Origin of the sequence: Streptomyces sp. NPDC091682 (genome assembly GCF_044756625.1) — a bacterium.
Taxonomy (GTDB): Bacteria; Actinomycetota; Actinomycetes; order Streptomycetales; family Streptomycetaceae; genus Streptomyces.
This window is the reverse complement of sequence record NZ_JBIVTH010000010.1, coordinates 142,377-163,551: the sequence shown is the minus strand read 5'-3', so window position 1 is coordinate 163,551 and position 21,175 is coordinate 142,377. Positions and strand designations below refer to the sequence as shown.

General features: G+C 73.2%; 19 protein-coding genes. 14 read left to right on the top strand and 5 right to left on the bottom strand.

Features of this window, described 5'->3' with window-relative positions; genetic code table 11:
* The first annotated feature begins 269 nt into the window (after window positions 1–269).
* Complete coding sequence (locus tag ACIQK6_RS23625) at window positions 270–974, top strand: Crp/Fnr family transcriptional regulator (protein WP_329099261.1); 705 nt, start codon at window positions 270–272, stop codon at window positions 972–974.
* Here the strand turns inward: ACIQK6_RS23625 and ACIQK6_RS23620 are convergent.
* Window positions 954–1,493 (bottom strand): Pycsar system effector family protein, encoded by a 540-nt coding sequence (locus ACIQK6_RS23620; protein ID WP_329099260.1) that lies wholly within the window; start codon window positions 1,491–1,493, stop codon window positions 954–956. The genes ACIQK6_RS23625 and ACIQK6_RS23620 overlap by 21 nt on opposite strands.
* A 220-nt stretch (window positions 1,494–1,713) precedes the next feature.
* Here ACIQK6_RS23620 and ACIQK6_RS23615 point away from each other — a divergent pair, with 220 nt between their 5' ends.
* The 3 genes from ACIQK6_RS23615 (at window position 1,714) to ACIQK6_RS23605 (ending at window position 4,948) form a co-directional block, all read left to right on the top strand.
* Window positions 1,714–3,879, top strand: a complete 2,166-nt coding sequence (locus tag ACIQK6_RS23615; RefSeq protein ID WP_402695378.1) for a DEAD/DEAH box helicase — start codon at window positions 1,714–1,716, stop codon at window positions 3,877–3,879.
* Between the two features lie 116 nt (window positions 3,880–3,995).
* On the top strand, window positions 3,996–4,376 hold the full coding sequence (locus tag ACIQK6_RS23610; RefSeq protein WP_329099258.1) for a PadR family transcriptional regulator: 381 nt from the start codon (window positions 3,996–3,998) through the stop codon (window positions 4,374–4,376).
* Window positions 4,373–4,948, top strand: coding sequence for a hypothetical protein (locus ACIQK6_RS23605; protein WP_402695377.1), 576 nt, complete (start codon window positions 4,373–4,375; stop codon window positions 4,946–4,948). Before ACIQK6_RS23610 ends, ACIQK6_RS23605 begins: the two co-directional genes overlap by 4 nt.
* Before the next feature lie 143 nt (window positions 4,949–5,091).
* Here the strand turns inward: ACIQK6_RS23605 and ACIQK6_RS23600 are convergent, their stop codons facing one another.
* Complete coding sequence (locus ACIQK6_RS23600; protein ID WP_329099256.1) at window positions 5,092–6,078, bottom strand: superoxide dismutase; 987 nt, start codon at window positions 6,076–6,078, stop codon at window positions 5,092–5,094.
* A gap of 79 nt (window positions 6,079–6,157) precedes the next feature.
* On the opposite strand from ACIQK6_RS23600, the gene ACIQK6_RS23595 reads away from it, so the two are divergent.
* The 4 genes from ACIQK6_RS23595 to ACIQK6_RS23580 all read left to right on the top strand — a co-directional run bounded on the left by ACIQK6_RS23595 (window position 6,158) and on the right by ACIQK6_RS23580 (window position 10,167).
* A complete protein-coding gene (locus ACIQK6_RS23595) occupies window positions 6,158–6,595 on the top strand; it encodes a MarR family transcriptional regulator (protein WP_329099255.1) in 438 nt (145 codons plus the stop codon).
* A gap of 296 nt (window positions 6,596–6,891) precedes the next feature.
* The gene (locus ACIQK6_RS23590; protein ID WP_402695376.1) at window positions 6,892–8,121 is read left to right on the top strand and encodes an alpha/beta hydrolase-fold protein; all 1,230 of its coding nucleotides are present in this window, start codon (window positions 6,892–6,894) and stop codon (window positions 8,119–8,121) included.
* Window positions 8,122–8,296: 175 nt separating this feature from the next.
* A complete protein-coding gene (locus ACIQK6_RS23585; RefSeq protein WP_329099254.1) occupies window positions 8,297–9,379 on the top strand; it encodes an alpha/beta hydrolase-fold protein in 1,083 nt (360 codons plus the stop codon).
* Window positions 9,376–10,167 (top strand): trypsin-like peptidase domain-containing protein, encoded by a 792-nt coding sequence (locus ACIQK6_RS23580; protein ID WP_329099253.1) that lies wholly within the window; start codon window positions 9,376–9,378, stop codon window positions 10,165–10,167. Before ACIQK6_RS23585 ends, ACIQK6_RS23580 begins: the two co-directional genes overlap by 4 nt.
* 30 nt (window positions 10,168–10,197) lie before the next feature.
* Here the strand turns inward: ACIQK6_RS23580 and ACIQK6_RS23575 are convergent, their stop codons facing one another.
* The 3 genes from ACIQK6_RS23575 to ACIQK6_RS23565 form a co-directional block, all read right to left on the bottom strand.
* A complete protein-coding gene (locus ACIQK6_RS23575) occupies window positions 10,198–11,142 on the bottom strand; it encodes an EamA family transporter (RefSeq protein WP_329099252.1) in 945 nt (314 codons plus the stop codon).
* A 44-nt stretch (window positions 11,143–11,186) separates the two neighbouring features.
* Entirely contained in the window at window positions 11,187–12,005 is an 819-nt protein-coding gene (locus ACIQK6_RS23570; protein WP_329099251.1) for an isocitrate lyase/phosphoenolpyruvate mutase family protein, read from the bottom strand.
* 205 nt (window positions 12,006–12,210) lie between these two features.
* A complete protein-coding gene (locus ACIQK6_RS23565) occupies window positions 12,211–13,305 on the bottom strand; it encodes a threonine synthase (RefSeq protein ID WP_329099250.1) in 1,095 nt (364 codons plus the stop codon).
* A 274-nt stretch (window positions 13,306–13,579) separates the two neighbouring features.
* Here ACIQK6_RS23565 and ACIQK6_RS23560 point away from each other — a divergent pair, with 274 nt between their 5' ends.
* From ACIQK6_RS23560 to ACIQK6_RS23535, 6 genes are all read left to right on the top strand, one after another.
* Window positions 13,580–14,749, top strand: coding sequence for a DUF4190 domain-containing protein (locus ACIQK6_RS23560; RefSeq protein WP_402695375.1), 1,170 nt, complete (start codon window positions 13,580–13,582; stop codon window positions 14,747–14,749).
* 137 nt (window positions 14,750–14,886) lie between these two features.
* On the top strand, window positions 14,887–15,639 hold the full coding sequence (locus tag ACIQK6_RS23555; RefSeq protein WP_329099248.1) for a GntR family transcriptional regulator: 753 nt from the start codon (window positions 14,887–14,889) through the stop codon (window positions 15,637–15,639).
* 442 nt (window positions 15,640–16,081) lie between these two features.
* Window positions 16,082–16,516 carry a (deoxy)nucleoside triphosphate pyrophosphohydrolase gene (locus ACIQK6_RS23550; protein ID WP_402695374.1) on the top strand — a complete coding sequence of 145 codons (435 nt, stop codon included), beginning with the start codon at window positions 16,082–16,084 and terminating at the stop codon, window positions 16,514–16,516.
* Window positions 16,517–16,669: 153 nt separating this feature from the next.
* On the top strand, window positions 16,670–17,098 hold the full coding sequence (locus ACIQK6_RS23545) for an ATP-binding protein (RefSeq protein WP_329107672.1): 429 nt from the start codon (window positions 16,670–16,672) through the stop codon (window positions 17,096–17,098).
* A gap of 209 nt (window positions 17,099–17,307) precedes the next feature.
* Complete coding sequence (locus ACIQK6_RS23540; RefSeq protein WP_329107669.1) at window positions 17,308–19,917, top strand: SpoIIE family protein phosphatase; 2,610 nt, start codon at window positions 17,308–17,310, stop codon at window positions 19,915–19,917.
* 42 nt (window positions 19,918–19,959) lie between these two features.
* Window positions 19,960–21,171 (top strand): hypothetical protein, encoded by a 1,212-nt coding sequence (locus ACIQK6_RS23535; protein ID WP_329099246.1) that lies wholly within the window; start codon window positions 19,960–19,962, stop codon window positions 21,169–21,171.
* Window positions 21,172–21,175 lie beyond the last annotated feature (4 nt).

The following is a 21,175-nucleotide window of genomic DNA, read 5'->3' as shown; positions in this document are numbered from 1 at the left end:
CGGCGGAGAAACGGCTACTCAAGGGGCCGTGGGCAACCGTGCGGACACGGCCGCTTCGGGTGGGGTGCGTGGGGGCTTCCCGCCCGTCGCGCGTTGCCCGCTGCCGCACCGGCTGTTGGGCAGTGGCGCGCGGGCGGGCGCATCCGGTGGGGGAGGCCTAGCCTGGGCGGGGCGCGGAACGCGGGGCGCGGGGCGCGGGTGCGGCGGGCGGAGGGGTGGGCGTGGGGCCGGGTGAGCGGGGGGAATGGCCGGGTCGGAGCCTGCTCGGGGTGCTGTCCGCGCCCGCGCGGGCGGAATTGCTCGGGTTGGGTACGGAGTTGACGCTCGGCTCCGGCGGCGTGCTGCTCACCGAAGGCGCCACCGATCGGCATCTGTACGTGATTCTCCGCGGGTTCGCCAAGGTCACCGCGACCGTCGAGAACGGGCAGGAGTCGCTGCTCGCCGTCCGGGTCGGCGGGGACAGCGTGGGTGAGATGGCCGCCCTCGACGGTGCGCCGCGGTCGGCCGGGGTGGTGGCCTGCGGGCCGTTGCGGGCGCGGGTGATCGGGCCCGGGGCCCTGCACGGGCTCATGGTGCGGCGGCCCGAGGTGGCGGTGGCGCTGACCCGGATCGTGGCCGACCGGCTGCGCTGGGCCAACCGGCGGCGGCTGGAGTTCCGCGGGTATCCGGTCAAGGTGCGCCTCGCGCGGCTCCTGGTGGAGCTCGCCGTGGCCTACGGGCGGCCCGGGGCGGCGGGCGGTCACGTGATCGGCTTCCAGCTCACCCAGCCCGAACTCGCCGCGCTCACCGGCGCCGCGGAGACCACCGTGCACAAGGGATTGCGCGAGCTGCGGGACGAGGGGCTGCTCGGCACCGGATACCGGACGACCACCGTGCACGACCTGGCCCGGCTGGCCCGGGTGGCCGAACTCGCCGGGCCCGTGGCGCCGCCCGCGCCGCGCCGGCCCCCGGGGTCAGCCGAGCAGCGGCCGTAACAGCAGGCAGAAGCCGGCGGTGGTACCCATCACCGCGGTGCACACCACGGCGGTGGTGACGCAGCGGTACTTCCGCAGGGCCACGTCGGAGAGGAAGCGGATCATCGCGTGCAACTGCCGCTCGTCCTCGGCGGCGTTGGTGGGCGGCGACGGATCCGAGGCGGCGGCCAGCCAGACGAAGCTGTAGTCGTTGGGGCCGGTGGGCCGCCAGACGCGCGGCCGGATCGCCAGTGCGAGCGAGGCCGCACCGCCGAAGAGACCGCAGGCGAAGAGGACCAGCAGCACCCCCGCCAGAGCACCGACCGGGCCGCCGCGCCGCCAGCCGTCGAGCGCCGCCTCGCTCCATGCGCCCGCCGTCCCCACGAGTGCCGCCTGCACGGCGGAGAGGATGCCGGCCTTGGCGTCGGCGTGTTGGTGCGTCGTCTGCAGGACGGTCAGCATCGTGCGCGGGGCGAGGCCGGGCGCACCCTGGACGGGGGCGGGCACCGCCGTGCGTGCGGTGGGCGGGCTGGATGTCACGGAACCTCCAACGCGGTTCGGATGGAATTCCATTGAGCCGCCCGCCCGCCGGACGAACCAGGCACTTCTACGGGATCGGACGGCTGCGCCCGATCCCGTATGTCCGCCCACGGCGGTCGCGGTGGCCGGTCACCGTCGGATCCGGCCGGGACCTGCCCTTTCGGCGTTGCGGGACGGCGGTGGGAGGATGCGGGGAAACGGAGAGAGAGGCCGGGGCCGGATGGGGCGCAGGGAGCGGGAGGCGGTCGCCGGAGGAGAGCGGCTGTACGCGGCCGCGCAGGCGGTGGCCGGTGACCACCGGCAGGCCGTCGACGCGGTTCGGGAGGCCCTGAAGCCGATCCACGACGCGGCGGCGGAGCAGGCTCTGGCGACCATCCCGGTGGCCCGGCTGAAGGAGGTCACCGAGGGCCGCCTCCGACTCGGGGAGGTCGAACGGAGCGGGCTGCGCTCGGTCGGGCAGGTGCTCGACGCCGGGTCGTACCGGCTGCGCCAGATTCCCGGCGTGGGCCAGCGGACCGCCGAGCAGGTCATCGCGGCGGCACGCCAGATCTCCGATGCCGTCCGGGAGACCATCGCCGTCCACATCGACGTGGACCGGCCGGAGCCCCGGACCACCGCGCTCGTCACGGCCCTGCACGTCCTGGTGGAGGCGGGCCCCGACGTGCAGCGCGCCCTCGACGCGGCCGTGGTGCTCGTGGAGCGGCTGGGCCCGCTGCTCGCCGAGGCCAAGCCGGCCGCCGGGCGGTTGCGGATGTTGCTGGTGGGGCAGGCCAAGCGGGACCGGGTGCTCGGCGCCGTCGCCGAGGTCCGCGGCCTGACCGAGGAGGCGGTGCAGGGGGCGGTGCCCGAGCTGCTCGCGCAGGCTTCGGTGGACCTGCTGCGCGGCCCCTCGACCGAAGTGGCGGCCTGGGTCGACTTCGAGCTGCGGTCCGCCGAGTACTACAGCCTCCTCGCGGAGATCTCCAGCCGCAGCCCCGACGCGGCCGCCGCCGAAGGGTTCCTGCCCGACGAGGTGGCCGAGCGGGTCCGCCGCCAGCTGCTCGACGACACGCACCGCAGGGTGTCGCTCCGCGGCTACCAGTCCTTCGGGGCGCGGTTCGCCCTGGCGCAACGCAAGGTGATCCTCGGGGACGAGATGGGGCTCGGAAAGACCATCCAGGCCATCGCCGCCCTGTCCCACCTCGCCGCCGAAGGGCAGAGCCACTTCGTGGTCGTCTGCCCGGCCAGCGTCCTGATCAACTGGGCGCGGGAGATCGAGGCCCGCAGCAAGCTGCGCGCGATGTGCCTGCACGGCCCGGACCGGCAGGAGGCGTTCGCCGACTGGAAGGGACGGGGCGGGGTCGCGGTGACCACCTTCGACGCCCTACGCGGATTTCCCGCGCCCGGCGGCGGCGAGATCGGGATGCTGGTCGTGGACGAGGCGCACTACGTGAAGAACCCGAAGACCCGGCGGGCCCAGGCGGTCACCGAATGGTCCGGGCGCTGCGACCGCGTCCTGTTCATGACCGGGACGCCGATGGAGAACCGGGTCTCCGAGTTCCGCAGCCTGGTGCACATCCTCCAGCCCGACCTGGCCGCGGCCGTCGGTGACCGGGACGGCGTGGCCGGCTCCAAAGCCTTCCGGAAGGCCGTCGCCCCGGTCTACCTGCGCCGCAACCAGCAGGACGTGCTGACCGAACTGCCCGCACTGCAGCACACGGACGAGTGGGAGGAGCTGAGCGCCTCCGACGAGTCCGCCTACCGCGAGGCCGTGCGCTCCGGCAACTTCATGGCGATGCGCAGGGCTGCGTACGCGCACCCCGAGGGGTCGGCGAAGCTCAACCGGCTGCGCGAGATCGTCGAGGACGCCGCCGAGAACGGTCTGAAGGTGGTGGTGTTCTCCAACTTCCGGCAGGTCCTGGGGGTGGTGAAGGATTCCCTGGAGGCCGCGCCGGGTCCCGGCGGTGGCCGGGTGTTCGGTCCGCTCTCGGGGAGCGTGCCGCCCGCCCGCCGCCAGCAGGTGGTGGACGAGTTCGCCGCCGCGCCGGGTCACGCGGTGCTGGTGGCGCAGATCGAGGCGGCGGGAGTGGGGCTCAACGTGCAGGCCGCCTCCGTAGTGATCATCTGTGAGCCCCAGGTCAAGCCGACCATCGAGAACCAGGCCGTGGCGCGGGCCCACCGGATGGGGCAGGTGCGCCCGGTCCGGGTGCACCGGCTGCTCGCCCCGCGCGGAGTGGACGAGCGGATGGTGCGGATCCTGAAGAACAAGAGCCGCCTGTTCGACGCGTACGCGCGGCGCAGCGCCGTCGCCGAGTCCACACCGGACGCGGTCGACGTGTCGGACGTCGCGATGGCCCGCCAGATCGTCGAGGAGGAGCAGGCGCGGCTGGGCACGATCGGCCGGTAGGACGCCGGACCGGAGCGACCGGAGCGACCAGTGTGACCAGCGTGCCCGGCGTGCCCGGCGTGCCCGGCGTGAGATTGTCTTGCGGTGCAAGGAAGTTGCTGACTATCTTGTACCGCATGACAAAGGAGCCGACCGCGCCCGCCGACCAACGGCGCAGCCAGCTCCTGCGCGGAGTGCTCGACCTCTGCCTGCTGTCCCTCATCGCCGAACGGCCCAGGTACGGCTTCGAGTTCGCCCAGGCGCTCGCCGATGCCGGCCTCGACCTCGTCAGCGAAGGCAGCATCTATCCGCTGCTCGCACGGATGGAACGGGCGGGGCTCATCTCCTCGTACCGTGCCCCGTCCCCCAGCGGCGGCGCCCCGCGCAAGTACTACCGACCGACCGGGGCCGGGCACGCCGAGCTGGCCGGGGGGCGGGCCGACTGGCAGGCCTTCGCCGGGCCCATCGGCCGGATCCTGAGCACCGGTACGCACTCCACGGGGGAAGACGCGCCATGACGAACGAGCAGATACTCGCGGCCTGCCGCAGCAACTGGGAGTACCGCGGCGTCAGTGACGCCGCCGCGCGGGAGATGCTCGACGAGCTCTCCGCGCACCTGGAGGACGCGGAAGCCGCCGGGCGCACCGCGCAGGACGTCGTCGGCCCGGACGTACGTGCCTTCGCCGCGGCCTGGGCGCGCGAGCGCGCCCCGTTCGCCCAGCGGGCCCTGCGCACGGCGGCCATGGCCTGCTTCATCCTCGGCGTCCTGCCGGTCCTCTCGCACCTGGTCCGGTGGACCCTCCAACTGCCCGTGACCGCCGACTACCTCGCCTTCTGGGTGGCCATGGGCTCGATCACCGTCGCCTGGGAGCTGCGCCGGGGCCGCATGCGCACGCACCAGCATTGGCTGCTCTTCTTTGCCGTCGGCCTGCCCGTGACGCTCCTCACCAAGTGGCTGAGCGGAGACGGGGTGCTGTTCACGCTCCCGCTGTGGGGCGCGATGCTCCTGCTGCTGCCCGGGCTGCCGTACGCATTCGCCGACTTCCGGTCCCACCGCAAGGCCAAGAACGCATCAACTCAGCCGTTCTGAAGACGATGTGACGATGCGTCCGGGCCCGGCGGCCGTTCCGTGCGCCGATCCGCCGGGACCGGGGCCGCCACCGCCATCGCCGTCACCCGCACCCGCTCCCGCACCCTCAGCAGCACCCGCACCGGCACCCGCACCGGCGCCGGTCACAGGCCGCGGACCGCGGCGACCGTGAACGTGGTCGGGGTGCCCGAGCCCGGGGACATGGGGCCGCCCTTGTCGAACTGGGAGCGGACCACCAGCGTGCGGCCCGGGGTGTGCGCGAGGGTCGTGGGGATCTGCAGGGACGGGTCCGCGATCGTGCGCGTCAGGCGGGCGCGGGTGCCGTCCGCGCAGACCTGCCAGCGGGTCAGCGTGTTGGTGACGTTGTGCGCCACGCGCAGGGTGCCGTCGGGGGAGAGGTCGAGGCCGTCGGCCGCCTTCAGGTCGCCGCCGCCGAGGTCGACGCGGCGGACGGCACCGGTGCGCAGGTCCACGCGGTAGAGGTCGCCCTCCGGCATGTCGACGGTGAGGAGGTAGCGGCCCGCCCGGTCGGCAACGATGCCGTTGAGGCTGAAGCCGCCCGCCGGCCGGGGGCGCAGGGCCCCGGAGAGGTCGTAGGCCTCGGTCAGGGTGCCGCTCCCGGCGGCCAACTGCTCGGGGGTCACCCGGTAGATCACGCCGCGGATGCTGTCCGTGAGGTAGGCGGTGCCGTCCGGGGTCAGGGCCAGGTCGTTGACGAAGCGGGCGGGGGCTCCTGCGCCCCGGGCCACCTCGAAGTGGGCCAGCCGGGACCCGCTGGTGGTGTCGTAGACCGCCACGCCCGTGGTGGAGTCGGTGACCCACAGGCGGCCGAGCGCGTCGACGCGCAGGCCGTTCGCCGTGCGGCGGCCGTCGGTTCCGGAGGGCAGGAACACCTCGGCCTCGGACCGGCCGGGGCGGGCCCGGTAGACGGTGCCGTCCGCGTACGAGCCGACGTAGACGGTGCGGGTGCGGGGGTCGGTGGCGATGCCCTCCGGGTAGACCTTCGCGCCGGGCAGGGTGAAGGCCGTGGATATCCGGGCGTCGCCCGCCGGGGCGTGCGCCTGCGCCGGGGCCGCTCCCAGCGTGAGGGTCACGGCCAGGGCGGCGAGAAGAGACGACTTCGTCTTCATGAATGTCCTCTAGTGAGAAGGTGAGATCGAATCTATGTGAGAGCTCTAATGCTTGCAAGGGTGGCCGTAAGATGCGGACATGACCTCCATGGCCCCCGAGGAGCGGATCGGCTCTCACCTCAAGCGTGCTGAGCAGGCGCTTCTCGCGGCGAAGAACACGGCGTGCAAGCCGGCCGCAGTAACGGTTCCGCAATACGCTGCGCTGCTCTGGCTGGCCGAGAAGCCCGGCATCTCCGCCGCTGCGCTCGCCCGCCTGTGCGGGGTGACGCCGCCGACCATGAACACCGTGCTGAAGAACCTCCAGGAGCGCGGGCTCATCGAGCGGACCCCCCACGAATGGCACCGCAACGTGTTGGAGACCCGGCTCACCGACGAGGGGCGCACGGCGATGGAGCTGGCGGACTCCGGCGCGGTGCGGGTGGAGCGGGCGCTCGCCGCCGCATTCACCCGTGAGGAGCGGGAGGTGCTGATCCAGCTGCTCGGGCGGTGTGCGGAGGTGCTCGAAGCCCAGCGCTGAGACGGCCGGCCCGCCGAGACCCACGGCAGGATTTTGCTCCGTCTTGGAACTGTGTTGGGGTTCCTCACATCAGAACAATGGGGGCGCCTTGCCGGTCGGGCCGGATCGGGGAGCGGTGTCCGGCGCGTGCGATCGCAAGGCCGCGGAGGGAGTCGACGCGGAGCGTCGGCGACCGACGAGAACGCGGTGGGCACGCGTGCCGGGCGTCGCGAGCCCGGCCCGGCCGGCAGGACGCCTCCTCGGGGATGCCAGCCGTTCTGCCCTCGGGGGCAGCATGACCGTTCGGAGCGAAGTCCGTGCACCAGTACCCGCAGCGCCCGCGGCCTGACGAGCAGCCGTCGTACCAGGAGTACCCGCCCCAGGAGCCGTACCAGGGGCACCAGGACTTCCCCGGATACCCGGGCCCGGCGCAGCAGCACCCGCCGTACGGCGAGCAGCCCGCCTCCGTCCGGACCCCGCAGCCGAAGCGCTCCCGGCGCCGAATATGGATCGGCGCGGCCCTCGCCCTCGCGCTCCTGCTCGGCGGCGGCGGGTTCGCCTCCTGGAAGCTCGACTGGTTCGCCGGCAACGGCGAGGAGGTGAGCTTCGGGAAGGGCACCCCGCCCCCGGCCACGGGCAAGACGGACCCCAGCGCCCCGGCGACCGCCGCCACGCCCTCGGGCGACCCGGACGTGGCCCTGCCGACCGGCCCCAAGTCCGGCTTCAAGCAGACCACCAAGCTCGACGACGGCACGATCATCGCCAAGACCCGCCTCGCCGGCGCGAAGTCCGGCTTCGAGGGCGACGTATGGGTGTGGGCGCCCAAGGAGTACGACGACCCCAAGTACGCCAAGAGCGGCTTCCCGGTCCTTATCGCGCTCCCCGGCGGCAACGGCTTCCCGGACAACTACTGGTCCGACCGCAGCCTCGGCCTCCAGAAGGCCATCAGCGACGGCGCCAAGGCGGGCACCAGCCTGCCGTTCGTCGTGATCATGCCGGTGCTCAACCCGGACGCCAAGTACTACTACGACGGCTCCGACATCCCCGGCCAGGCCAAGATGGGCACGTGGATCGCCGAGGACGTACCGGACTTCGTCAAGGCCAACTTCCGTACGTACAAGTCCCGTGACGGCTGGGCCTTCATGGGCTCCTCCTCCGGCGCCTTCGTCGGCATGAAGACCGTCCTGCAGCACCCGGACCGGTTCAAGGCCGTGATCGCCAGCGGCGGCGAGATCGTTCCGGACTCCCCGCTCTGGAAGGGCCACCAGGTCGAGATGGACGCGAACAACCCGGAGAAGCTCGCCCAGAAGCTGATTGATAGCAAGGGCCCCGAGGTCTACATCAACTTCCAGATCGGCACCAAGGAGAGCGGGAAGGAGCGGATGACGAAGTTCCAGCAGCAGTACGGCAAGGGGCCCGTCAAGATGACCATCCGCGACATCCAGAACGGCGAGCACAACGGCTGGCACTACGTCCGGGGCATGAAGGAAGGCTCCCTGGAGTGGGTCAGCAAGGTCCTGAAGGGGCCGAAGCCCGAAGCCGGCTGACCTGCCCGGCCGCGCCGCAGACGCGCGTCCCGGCCGGCCGCGTGGCGCTCGCCACGTCACCCCCGTCCCAGGCAACCCATCCCGTCGTTCATACCTCTGTAAAGGGTGTAAGGGGGACCGATCGGTCCGACCCGCGCTCCTGGTGGGCGCCGGAGAAGGAACGGGACAAGAAACCGTGCAGCAAGACCAGCAAGGCGACGGCAGCCCCATGACCGAGGGCGGCCGTCGCCCCCATCGCCTGCGCATGATCCTGATCAGCGGCGGGCTCGCGCTCACCCTCGCCGCAGGCGGAACCGCCGCGTACAAGTTCGGCCTCTTCTCGGACATAGGGGATCCGGTCTCCTTCGGCCAGGCCCAGGAGAAGGCCGGCGCGACCGCCGAGCTGCCGCCCGAGGTGCAGATGCCGACCGGGCCGAAGGCCTCGTTCGTCCGCACCTCCCGGCTGCCGGACGGAACGCAGATCGGCCGCACCACCCTCACCGGCAAGAAGTCCGGCTTCACGGGTGACGTGTGGGTGTGGGTGCCCAAGGAGTACGACGACCCGCGGTACGCCAAGAGCGGCTTCCCGGTCCTGATCTCCCTGCCGGGCGGTCGCGGCTACCCCACCAACTACTGGGGTACGGGTCCCGGCCTCGGCCTCCAGAAAGCCGTCAGCGACGGCGCCAAGGCCGGCACCAGCCTGCCCTTCATCCTGATCATGCCGGTGCACAACGCGGACACCAAGCACCACTTCGACGCCTCCGACATCCCCGGCCAGCCCAAGATGGGCACCTGGATGGTCGAAGACATCCCGGATTTCACGAAGGCCAATTTCCGGACCTTCACCTCACGCGACGGCTGGGCCTTCATGGGCTCCTCCGCGGGCGGATTCGGCGCCTTCAAGCACGTCCTCAAGCACCCCGACCGGTTCAAGGCGGCCATCGCGAGCGGGGTCGACATCGTCCCCGACTCCCCGCTGTGGCAGGGGAACACGCAGGCCATGGACGCCGACAACCCGGAGAAGCTCGCCGCGAAGCTGATCGCGGCGGGCGGTCCGGACGTCTACATCAACTTCCAGATCGGCACCGCGGAGAGCGGCCGCGACAAGGCCGAGAAGTTCATGAACGACTTCGGGAAGGGCCCCGTGCACACCTCGCTCCAGGTGATCCAGGATGGTGAGCACAACGGAAAGTCGTACGTGCGCGGTATGAGGGAGGGCGCTCTGGAGTGGATCAGCAAGGTGATGAAGGCACCGACACCCGACCCCGGCGTGCGATGAGCACGGTGGTGAAGGGGGCGTCGGCGGCCGCCGCGGCGGGGGTCGCGGCGGTGTTCGCCGTCGCGTTCCTCAAGGTGCCCGGCGAGCGGCTGGTGTTCCCCTTCCCCACCGTCGGAGTACTCATGGCGGGCGGCGAGCACTGGTGCACGGCGAGCGTCGTCGACAGCCCCGGGGGCAACGTCGTCGCCACCGCCGCGCACTGCGTGGCCCCCGCGGGCGAGGACGGGCAGCCGGGCGAGGTGGCCCATGACGGGCTGGCCATCGGCGAGCTCTCCTTCGCCCCGGCCTTCTCCGGCGAGGGCGCCGGCACCCGGCCGCTGGGCGTGTGGAAGGTCAAGTCGATCCACGTGGACGACCGCTGGACGAAATGGGGCGAGGACACCGCCGACTTCGCCTTCCTCACCATCGAGCCGGACGAGGACGGGCGCAGCATCCAGGACGCGGTCGGCGGCGGCGCCGAGGCCCCGAAGCCCGAGTGGACCTCGGGGTACGAGCGGGAGGTGACCGTCGTCGGCTACCCGGAGTCCGAGCACAACCCGCAGAACAAGCCGGTCTCCTGCACCACCCGGACCCGCCACGACGAGGACGACCCCGACATGCTCTACATGAGCTGCGCCGGGTTCTGGACGGGGACCAGCGGCAGCCCCTGGATCGCGGACCGGGGCGGGCCGGACCGGGCCGGTCGGCTGATCGGGGTGCTGAGCGGCGGGGACACGGACGTGGACTCCACGGCCGCGCTGTTCGACGAGCACGCGAAGGCCCTGTACGAGGCGGCCGCGCGGGGCTGAGCCCGCCCGCCCGGGCCGGCACTGCTGCCGCTACTTCTTCCGCTCGGTACTGACGATCACGCCCACCGCCGCCACGACGATCGCACCGCCGACCAGGATCTGCCAGGTCAGGGCCTCGTCGAGGATCAGCGTGCCGAGCGCCACGGCGACGACCGGATTGACGTACGCGTACGTGGACACCAGCGACAGCGGCGCGGCCTGGAGCAGCCACACGTACGCCGTGAAACCGACGAGCGAACCGACGACGGTCAGATACCCGAGGGCCCACCAGGAGGCGGTGGAGAACGCCGTCGGGTCCAGGCCGCGCTGCTCGCCGCGCAGCAGGCCGACGACCACGGCGGCGGCCCCGCCCACGAACATCTGGTAGGCGCTGCCCGTGAGGGGGTTGTCCGGCAGCTTCAGCCGCGGCGCCGAGAACGAGCCCAGCGACCACAGGACCGAAGCCGCCAGGACCATCAGCACCCCCGACAGCCGCACCGAGCCGCTGAGCCCCGGGCTGGTCAGCACCGCGAGCCCGGAGAGGCCCACCAGCACCCCGGCCAGGGTGCGCAGCGGGGGCCGGTCCCCGCTGCTAGCCCGGAGCACCACCACCCACATCGGCACCGCCGCCACCAGCAGCGCGGCGAGGCCCGACGGCACCGAGGTCTCGGCGAGGACCACCAGGCCGTTCCCGCCGAGGATCAGCAGCAGCCCGACCAGGGCCGCCGAGGCGAGCTGTGCGCGGGTGGCCCGCAGAGCGGCCGGACCGTACCGCCAGGCGACGACGGCGGACAGCAGCAGACCGGCGGTGATGAACCGGGCTCCGGCGGAGAGGAAGGGCGGCATGGTCTCGACGACGACCCGGATGCCGAGGTAGGTCGAGCCCCAGACCACGTAGACGAGGGCGAGGGCGGCCCAGACCGCGCCCGAGATCCTGCCGAGGGGGGCGGTGGCCGGCCCGGCGGCCTTGCCGTCGACCGTTGTGGAGGTGCTCATGCCCGGATCCTAAGGTCGTTGGCCCATGCACGCTTCCGGATATCTCAACCCTTGAGCAGGTCGTTCAGCTCGCCGTAGGGGAGGGAGTGCGCGAGTGCTCCGTAGCTACCCCCCGAGACCAGCTCCTCGGCGGCGCGGCGGACGACGGCGTACGCGGCTTCGGCGACCCAGGAGCCGAGGCTGACGCGGGAGACGCCGAGGGCGCCGAAGGCGGCGACGGTCGGGGCGCCCGGGCCCAGCAGGATGTTGAGGGGCGCGTCGATGCCCTTGGCGAGTTCGGCGACGGTGTCCGGGTCGAGGACGCCGGGCACGAAGACGCCGGTGGCTCCCGCCCGCAGGTACGCGGCGGCGCGGGCGAGGGTGTCGTCCAGGCGGGTGGCGTCCTCGCCGAAGCCCCGCAGGTAGGTGTCGATGCGGGCGTTGACGTAGAGCGGGACCCCGGCGGCGTCGGCCGCGGCGCGGGCCGCGGCCAGGCGCTCGACCTGCTCGGCGGGGTCGCGGTGGCCGTCCTCGATGTTGATGCCGACCGCGCCGGCGGCGAGGACCCCGGTCACGGTCTCGCCCACGGCGGCCGCGTCGGCGCCGAAGCCGCCCTCGATGTCGGCCGTGACGGGCACGGGGACGGCGGCGACCACGCGGGCGATGAGGTCGAGGGCCCGGTCCCGGGCGAGCGCGTCGCCGTCGGGGGACCCGAGGGACCAGGCGACGCCTGCGCTGGTGGTGGCGACGGCGGGGGCGCCGGCGGCCGCGACGATGCGGGCGCTGGCCACGTCCCAGGCGTTGGCGAGGGCGAGCGGGGCGGCGGGGGTGTGCAGGGCCGCGAACGCGGCGGCCTTGGCGGCGAGATCAACATGGGTGGTCATGCGCTCAGTTCACCAGACCGGACGCGTCCGGGCTCGCGGAATTCCGACATGGGCGTGGGCGTGGGCGGGCGGCGTGGCGCGGATGCCGCGCTGCCGCGCCAACTGGCCGCCGGCCCTCCGCCCGTGCACAGTCCGCTGCCTGCCTGCCTGCCTGCCTGCCTGCCCGTCGCCGGCCTGCCTGCCCGTCGCCGGCGCGCCCGTCCGTCTATCCGCCCGCGCCGCACAGAGGGAGCACGGCGGTGCGGCCCTGCAGGGGATCCCCGGGGGCCGACGGGCCCACCGCGGCCCAACAGGCCGCGGCGGTCGGCTCCACGGAGAGCCCGCGGCGGGCCAGGTCCCGCTGGGCCTCGTGCAGCCGGTCGTCCGGGACGGTCAGGACGGTGCCGCCGGACTTGCGGACCGCCGCCAGGATCTGGCGGGCGCGGGGCGGCGCCGGGATCGCGATCCCCTCGGCCAGGGTCGGCCGCTGTTCCACCGGAGCGGCTTCCTCGGCGCCGGCCGCGAAGGCCTGCGCCACCGGGGCCACCGCCTCCGCCTGGACCGCGATCAGGGCCGGCGGCCTGACCCCGCGCCGGGCCAGTTCCTCCACGGCCAGGGCGGCCCCGAGCAGCAAGGTGCCGTTGCCCACGGGGACCACCAGGGCCTCCGGGAGCCGGCCGCCCAGCTCCTCCCACACCTCGTACACGTACGTCTTGGTCCCGTGCAGGAAGTACGGGTTGAACACGTGGCTCGCGTAGAAGACCCCGGGTGCGTCCGCCGTCGCCCGGGCGGCCTCGGCGGCGTCCTCGCGGCCACCGGGGATCACCCGGACGGCTGCGCCGTGCGCCCGCATCCGTTCCGTCTTCTTCTCCGAGGTGCCTTCGGGCACGAAGATCTCGCAGTTCAGTCCGGCCCGCGCGCAGTACGCGGCCACCGCCGTCCCGGCGTTGCCGCTGCTGTCCGCCACCACCCGCTGCGGTGCGAGCCGGCGGGCGAGCTCCACGAGCATCACCGCGCCCCGGTCCTTGAAGGACCGCGTGGGCATCAGGAAGTCGAGTTTGGCGTGGATCCGCTCCGCCAGCGGGACCAGCGGGGTGTGCCCCTCGGCCAGCGATACGGAGAACGCTCCCGGCAGCGGCAGCACGGACCCGTACCGCCACAGCGAATTCGGTCCCGCGGCCGGTTCCAGTACCGCGGCCGGGTCCGGCGTGAAGTCGAGGTCCCAGGGTCCGCCGCAGACCGGGCACGCCCAGGGGGCGGTGCGGACGTCCGCGCGGGTGCCGTCCTCGGAACAGATGTAGCCGGGGAGTGCATGCGTCATGTGAGGAACACCTTTGCTCGGTCATGGCCGGTGTACAGCAAGGATGTTACGTGCCGATGATCATGATCGGGGTGAGTGTTGCGCGGCGCCGAGCGGGAGCCGCGGGCACCGGCGGGGCCGTGCGGGGCGGCGGGGGCGACCGTCCTGCCGGGCGCCCCGCTGCGTACTATTTCGCGCATCCGTTCGCGCATTCGTTCGCGCCTTCCGCGGCGCGCCCCGCGATGCCGCCCCGCGATGCCGTCCTGCGACGCCGCCCTGCGATGGAGTCCGCCCCGTGAGCACCCCGCCGAGTCCTCCTCCCGGACCGGGCCACTCCTGGCCCCCGCCGCCCCCGTGGCAGGGCTGGGGTCCGCCCCCCGGTTACGGGCAGCAGCCGCCGGCGCTCAACGGCTTCGCCCTGGCCTCGCTGCTGTCCGGGCTGCTGTGCTTCCCGCCGCTCGGCATGGCCTTCGGCATCGCGGCCCTCGTGCAGATCGCGAAGCGGGGGGACCGGGGCAAGGCCCTGGCGATCGTGGGCCTGGTGGTGTCGGTGGTGATGACCGGCGCTCTGGTCCTCACCGCCGGGCGGGTCCTGAGCGCCGCCGACGACCGGTTCCCGGCGCTGAGCGAGTACGCCGACGTCGAGGGCGACCTCACGGACCTGGGCGATCTGCGGGCGGGCGACTGCTTCAACGTTTCCGGCGGGGACCTGATCGACGAGCGGCCGGTGACGTACCGGATCGACTGCGCGCGCGTGCACCACGGTGAGGTCACCGCGGCCAAGACGCTGGACGTGCCGGACGCCCCCGAATCGCGCGAGGCCGACCGCGCCTCCGAGGACGCGTGCTGGAAGGCCCAGGACGACTACGCGATGGACACCTGGGCGCTGCCCGAGTACGCGGAGATGTTCTACTACGCCCCCTCGCGCCGGTCCTGGCGCGAGGGGGACCGGACGCTGCTCTGCGTGATCGGTACGACCGAGGAGGAGTGGCGGGGCAGTCTGCGCAAGGACGCCGGGATGCTGGCGCCCGAGCAGGTGGCCTTCCTCCGGGCCGCCAACAGCGCCGAGTTTGTCATGAGCCGGCCCCCGGACGGCGAGGTGGAGGACGTGCTGCCCGAGTACCGGGCGTGGGCGCGCGAGGTGCACGCGGCGCTGGGCGCCGAGGCGAAACTCCTCCAGGGGGACGCGGCCCGGGCGGGGCTGGAGAAGGCCGTTCCGGCGCAGCTGGGGGAAGTGGAGGCGGCGCGCGTGCAGTGGCAGCGCGCCTCGCAGGCCAGGACGCCGGAGGAGTTCGACCAGCAGTGGGACCGGGCCCTGGCCGCGATGTCCTTGGAGACGGAGCGGGCGCTGCGCGGTGCGTACGGGCTTTCGACGGTGATTCCGCAGTGGATGCGGGACAGCAAGAGCGACCCGGAGGGTTCGGACGGCGGGACCGGCGGGGGGCCCTCGTCCGAGTCGGTGTGACGTTGCACAGGTAACGCAGGGTAACGGGTTTGAGTGACCTGGCTTCATCACTTCGAGTGAAACTCTGGCCCTTGCTTGCGGTCTTCAACCGTCGGTTGCCAGGGTGTAGCTGTCTGTCAACCTGATGGGAGTGGCCAGTGACTTTCGGTGAGCAGCCGGCCTATCTGCGCGTGGCCGGGGATCTGCGACGGAAGATCGTCGACGGTTCTCTGCCCCCGCACGCCCGGCTCCCCTCTCAGGCACGCATCCGCGAGGAGTACGGGGTCTCCGACACCGTGGCCCTGGAGGCGCGCAAGGTCCTCATGGCGGAGGGGCTGGTCGAGGGCCGGTCCGGATCCGGCACGTACGTGCGGGAGCAGCCGGTCCCGCGGCGGGTCGCCCGCGCCGGCTACCGCACGGGCGGTGCCTCGACGCCGTTCCGGCAGGAGCAGGCCGACGCCGAGGCGCGCGGCACGTGGGAGTCGAGCAGCGAGCAGACGGGCGCGCCCGCGGAGATCGCGAAGCGGCTCGGCATCGAGCCGGGCGAGCGCGTGATGCGCACGCGGTACGTCTTCCGCGACGCGGGCGAGACGATGATGCTGTCGACCTCATGGGAGCCGCTGGCCGTGACCGGCCGGACCCCCGTGATGCTGCCGGAGGAAGGGCCGCTGGGCGGCTCCGGGGTGGTCGACCGGATGGCCGCGATCGACGTCGTCGTGGACAACGTGGTCGAGGAGGTCGGCGCACGGCCCGGTCTGGCGGAGGAGATCCTGCTCCTCGGCGGGGTGCCGGGACACGTGGTGCTGGTGATCGGCCGCACCTACTACGCCTCCGGCCGCGCCGTGGAGACGGCCGACGTGGTGGTCCCGGCGGACCGGTACCGCCTGGCGTACCACCTCCCGGTGCGGTAGCGGCCCCCGCTGTCGTGCGAACCCCCGGGCGCCGCCCGGGGGTTCGCACGCGCCCGCCGCAACGCCCGCGACCCGGCGGATTTCGGCGCGATGGTGAACGCCCGCGCCCACCCGCCCCCGGCGTCCCCGGACCGTTCGGTCCGCATGTCGGGACCACCGCCTCCGGCGCCCCGGCCGGCGGCGCGCCGGACGCTCCGCCACCCCCCTCGGCGCCACCTGCGCGGATGGCGGCCGAGCGGCGGCGCTGCGGTCCCGCCTGGGCCTCCCGCACGCCCCGTTCGGACCGGCGCGCACGGCCCGCTCGTACGCATGGCCGGATGCGTACGCCTGTGAGGTACCTCTTCGTGAAAAACCGTATCCGCTCCGTAAAGGTCGGGCGTAAGCTCGGGCATATGCGCAATGCGGTTTCCCGGACAGGTACGTCGGCGGAGGGTGAAACGCAATGAACGACAGCGGTGCCCTGCTTCCGTGGTTGGTCATACGCGAGGACGACAACGGCAACCGCTACCGGGTGGGTCGGTACGCCACCCGGGCCGAAGCCCAGAAGGTTGCCGGCCGCTGGGAGCTGCCGGGCGGGAAGGCCGAACCGGGTGAGTCCGTCCCCGACGCGCTGGTGCGCGAACTGCGCGAGGAGCTCGGCGTGGAGGCCGAGCCGCTGGAGCGGATCCCGGGCGAGTGGCCGCTGCGTCCCGGGCTCGTCCTGCACGTGTGGACGGCCCGGCTGCTCTCCGGAGTGCCCGCCCCGCTGGAGGACCACGACGAGCTGCGCTGGCTCGGGCCGGAGGAGCTGGAATCGGTGGACTGGCTGGACCAGGACCGGCCCGCGGTGGCCGAGGCCGGACGCAGGCTGCGCCACGGCGCCGGCGGGGGCGCGTGACGCTCGCGGTCTAGGCCGTCTGCGCCACAGTGCGCCGGTGGGCGGGGATCGAGTGGTACGACGCCCCGAATATCGGGTATGTCGCTATTAATCCCTATCTCGTCCCCCTTTCGTCCCAGACGAACCGGACTGGGGTCGCTGTTGGCCCGGGAAGTGATCGGCGTGATCGACACAGACGGTGAGTGCGCCGAGTGGGCCTTTCCCGCCGAGCCCGGTGCCGTCCGCACCGCCCGCCACGCCGTCCGCGGCACCTTGCACGACTGGGGCCTGGAGGCCGTGGGCGATGTGACCGTCCTGCTGGTCAGCGAGCTCGTCACCAATTCCCTCCGGTACGCCTCCGGCCCCATCGGAGTCCGCTTGGAACGGCGCAATCCAGCCGCCGGCGGCCCCGCGGGCGGCCCCGCACTGCTCGTGGAGGTTTCGGATCCGCTTCCGGATCCACCCCGCGAACGGGTCGCCGACCACGACGACGAGGGGGGCCGTGGCCTGCACCTCGTCGCCGCCTCCTCGCAGCGCTGGGGGACCCGGCACGGGAAATCGGGCAAGACTGTGTGGTTCGAATTGGCTCTTCCTGGTGAGTAACAAGGAGAACGGTGGCGTGTGACCTTTCGAGAACGCCTCCCGGCGGCAGCTGGGAGAAGGTGCTCGGGAGGGATCGCGCGAGATGGCTCGAAATCATCGAGACCGTGCTGTGATCGTGAACGCCGTGCCGTCCGGGGCCGTGGTGCTGAATACTTCGGTCATGGCCGGTCCGGTTGCGGTGAGCTGGAGGGGACGGTCGCGTGAGCGAGATACCTGCGCAGGCACATCAGACCGACGTGCCGCGAGAGACATGGCACGACGCCCTGTGGCACAGCAGTCCGCCTGGCTCGATATATGACTACATAAAGGTTGCATCCTTCTCGATCGGACCCGACGGGCTCATCGATCAGTGGAGCCTGCGCGCCGAGGAACTGTTCGGGCTGGGCGCCTCCCAGGTCGTGGGCCGCGACCCGGTCGACGCCTTCATGCCGCCCGAGCTGCGTCCTGACGCGCACCGCAAGGTCGCCGAGATCCTCGACGGCAAGGAATGGACGGGCCTGATCCCCTTCCGGATCCCGGGCGGCAACGGCGCGCACGGCGTGGCCGAGATCTATGTGATGCCCACCCAGACCGAGACCTCCGAGCGGGCCGCGCTGTGTGTCGTCGTCGACGTACGCGCGCTGCGCCGGATCGAATCCGACCTCGCGGCGTCACAAGCGATATTCGGCCAATCCCCCTTCGGGTTCCTGCTCTTCGGCACCGACCTCACCGTGCAGCGGGCCAACCGCCGCTTCGCCACCGTCTTCGGGGGCGCCGTCGAGGAGCACCGCGGCCGGACCGTGCACGACTACTTGCCGGCGCACGAGGCCGACCGGATGACCGAAGCCCTGCGCCGGGTACTGGACACCGGGGACTCGGTCACCGATCTGCGGATCACCGGCGCCACCCCGCGCAGCCGGGAGAACCGCCACTGGTCCATCAACCTCTACCGCGTCCACGGCGGCAGCGGCCGCCCCATCGGTGTCGCCGGGATCGGCACCGACGTCACCCGTCGCCACCTCGCCGCCCGCGAGGCCGCCGGGGTCCGGCGCAATCTGGCCCTCCTCAACGAGGCCGGGCACCGCATCGGCAACTCCCTCGACCTGGAGACCACCGCCCGCGAACTCCTCGACGTCACCGTCCCCGGCTTCTGCGACCTGGCCGCCGTCGACCTCTACCAGGGCCTGCTGCTCGGCGACGACGACCGGCCGGCCCGGCCGCAGGGCCCGGGCGTGCCCAGCCTGCCCGGCCAGGGCCCGGCGCGGACGCCCTCGGCCGCCCTGCGCCGGGTGGCCTTCGCCTCCGCCGTCTCCGACGCCCCGCTGTCGGGACCCGGCGCCCTGGTCTCCGTCGGCGACGTCCACCGCTACCCGGCCGCGTCGCCGGGCGCGCTGGCCCTGCGTACGGCGCGACCGCGGCTGATCGAGGGCGGCGGACCGGAAGACCTCGTCCAGTCCACACTGGTCGTGCCGATGGTCGCCCACGACACGGTCGTCGGGCTCGCGCAGTTCTCCCGCACCAAGGGCAGCGAACCCTTCGGCGAACGGGACCGGGCGGTGGCCGGCGAACTGGCCGCACGGGCCGCCGTGTGCATCGACAACGCCCGCCTCTACCGGCGCGAGCACGAGCGGGCGCTGATCCTGCAGCGCAGCCTGCTGCCCCCCGGTGACCCGGAGGCGGCCGGCCTCGACATCGCCTGCCGGTACTTGCCCGGCAACGCGGCCACCGAGGTCGGCGGGGACTGGTTCGACGTCATCGAGCTCCCCGGGCACCGCACCGCGCTGGTCGTCGGCGACGTCATGGGCCGCGGCCTTCGGGCCGCCGTGGCCATGGGAGAACTGCGGACCGCCGTACGGACCCTCGCCCTGCTGGACCTCGAACCGGCGGAGGTACTGACCGCGCTCGACGAGATCGCCCGCGGCCTCGGCGCCCCCGGCGGCTCCCAACAGGCCTCCCGGGCGGCCCTGCACTCGCGGGACGCGGACCGCTCCGAGGTGTACCTGGCCACCTGCGTGTACGCGGTCTACGACCCGGTGACGCGGCGCTGCACGATCGCCAACGCGGGCCACATGCCGCCCGTACTGGTCGAACCCCCGGACGAGGCCGGCGTCCCGCGGCCCGCACTGCTCCTGGAGGTGCCGCCCGGGATGCCGCTGGGCGTGGGCGGCGAACCCTTCGAGGAGGTCGAGGTCGACCTGCCGGAGGGCGCCCTGTTGGCCCTCTACACGGACGGGCTCGTGGAATCCCGCGACCATCCCCTGGAAGAAGGGCTGCGCGGACTGCGAGCGGCCCTCGCCGATCCGGTCCGGCCGCTGGAGGACGTCTGCGACCACGTGCTGAACACCCTCGACACCCGGCACGGCGAGGACGACATCGCCCTGCTCATGGCACGGGTGCAGGGCCTGCCGCTGGACGCGGTCGGCGACTGGCAACTGCCCCGCGAGGCCCGCTCGGTGGGCCGGGCCCGCGAACTGGCCCGGGCCAAACTCCCGGCCTGGGGCCTGGAGGGCCTGCTGGACACGACCGAACTGCTGGTCAGCGAACTGGTCACCAACGCCCTGCGGTACGGGGAGGGCGAGATCCGGCTGCGACTGCTGCTGGACCGCACGCTGGTCTGCGAGGTCTGGGACGCGAACCTGGTCCAGCCCCGCCGCCGGCGCGCCCGCGACACCGACGAGGGCGGCCGCGGCCTCCAGCTGGTCGGCCTGCTGTCGGCGGGCTGGGGCACGCGCCGCACCCACCGCGGCAAGACGGTCTGGTTCGAACTCCCGCTGCCCGGCGCGGCGTCGGAGGCCGTCACCGAACTGTCGGCGGAGCAGCTGCTGAGCATGTACGGATAACGAGTGGCGGCCCCGTACCGCGACGGGGCAGGGTGCGGGGCGATGAGCGACGAAGACGAGATGTTCTACGCCCCCCACGACTGTCTTGAGGGTCTGCTGCAACGCGGCCGGGGCCTGGGCGCCGCGAGGGCGCTGCGGGACCCGGCGGCGGCCGCGCCGTTCGTGTACGACGGGATCCGCCGGGACTGGCGGTGGGACGGGATCGACGAACGCTCCCTCTACCTGGCCCGCCTGGTCCGGGACCTGGAACTGTCCCCGACGCCGATCGTGGACCAGCTGGCGGGGGACGAGGACGCATGCCTGCGGGCCGCCCGCGTGCTGGAACTGCTCGCGCTCTCGGGTTCGGTCGAGGCCCGGGACGGGCTCCGGGCCCACATCCGGGAGGGCGAGCACTGGGCCGACGTACTGGAGTCGGTCGCGGACCGCTGGCCGGCCGACTGGTGGGAGGACCTGGGCGAGGTCGCCCGGGCCCGCACGGGCGGTCAGGCGGAGCCGCCGTGGCCCCGCGAGCCCTGGATCCGGTTCGGCATAGCGACGCGGGGCGTCCCGGCATGGTCGCGCCGGGGCCCGGACGACCGCAGCGACGGAGAACTGCTCTCGCTGCTGGCCGACGTCCGCGCCAGCGACCGGGCGAAGGCGGACGCACTGCGCGAGCTGGCCGACCGGCCGGCCACGGAGGACCTGATCCCGTTCGTGCCGCTGCTCGGCGCCTCCCCCGGCGGACGGCCGCTCGCGCCGCTGCGCCGGGCGGTCGAACGCCTCGGAACCCGGGCCGTGCCCGCCGCCCGCGGGTGGGCGGCGGACGACCGGGAGTGGCTGGCGGAACTCGGGGTGGACGTGCTGGCCGACCACGGGGAGGCCGAGGCACTGCCCGCCCTCGTCCGCCGGCTCGCGGACCAGTGGGAGGTACGCGCCTGGTGCGGCCCCGTCCTGACGGCCGGGCGGCTGGCCCGCTTCGGGCCCGCCGCCGCCCCGGCCGTGCCCCACCTGAGGCTCTATTGGCTGCGCAACCCGCACTCCAGCGAACGGCCCGGCTACCTGGAGGCGCTCGCCGCCATCGACCCGTCCGGCCTGGACTACGTGCACACCGAATCCCTCTGGGACTGCCAACAGCAGGCGCGCCTGCTGGGCACCGCGCACGCTCCGGACGTTCCGGAGGTGCGCGAGCGGCTGGCCGCGCTGCGCGACGACCCGATGGAGGACCCGGAGGTCCGGGCGGCCGCGGCGGAGCGGGCGGCGGGATTCCCGGCTTAGCCGG

What these genes read in the sequence shown, in the direction of transcription:
- ACIQK6_RS23615 (WP_402695378.1), top strand. Translation starts at nt 1,714, where the DNA reads ATGGGGCGCAGGGAGCGGGAGGCGGTCGCCGGAGGAGAGCGGCTGTAC.
- ACIQK6_RS23610 (WP_329099258.1), top strand. Translation starts at nt 3,996, where the DNA reads ATGACAAAGGAGCCGACCGCGCCCGCCGACCAACGGCGCAGCCAGCTC.
- ACIQK6_RS23605 (WP_402695377.1), top strand. Translation starts at nt 4,373, where the DNA reads ATGACGAACGAGCAGATACTCGCGGCCTGCCGCAGCAACTGGGAGTAC.
- ACIQK6_RS23600 (WP_329099256.1), bottom strand. Translation starts at nt 6,078, where the DNA reads ATGAAGACGAAGTCGTCTCTTCTCGCCGCCCTGGCCGTGACCCTCACG.
- ACIQK6_RS23595 (WP_329099255.1), top strand. Translation starts at nt 6,158, where the DNA reads ATGACCTCCATGGCCCCCGAGGAGCGGATCGGCTCTCACCTCAAGCGT.
- ACIQK6_RS23580 (WP_329099253.1), top strand. Translation starts at nt 9,376, where the DNA reads ATGAGCACGGTGGTGAAGGGGGCGTCGGCGGCCGCCGCGGCGGGGGTC.
- ACIQK6_RS23575 (WP_329099252.1), bottom strand. Translation starts at nt 11,142, where the DNA reads ATGAGCACCTCCACAACGGTCGACGGCAAGGCCGCCGGGCCGGCCACC.
- ACIQK6_RS23570 (WP_329099251.1), bottom strand. Translation starts at nt 12,005, where the DNA reads ATGACCACCCATGTTGATCTCGCCGCCAAGGCCGCCGCGTTCGCGGCC.
- ACIQK6_RS23565 (WP_329099250.1), bottom strand. Translation starts at nt 13,305, where the DNA reads ATGACGCATGCACTCCCCGGCTACATCTGTTCCGAGGACGGCACCCGC.
- ACIQK6_RS23550 (WP_402695374.1), top strand. Translation starts at nt 16,082, where the DNA reads ATGAACGACAGCGGTGCCCTGCTTCCGTGGTTGGTCATACGCGAGGAC.
- ACIQK6_RS23535 (WP_329099246.1), top strand. Translation starts at nt 19,960, where the DNA reads ATGAGCGACGAAGACGAGATGTTCTACGCCCCCCACGACTGTCTTGAG.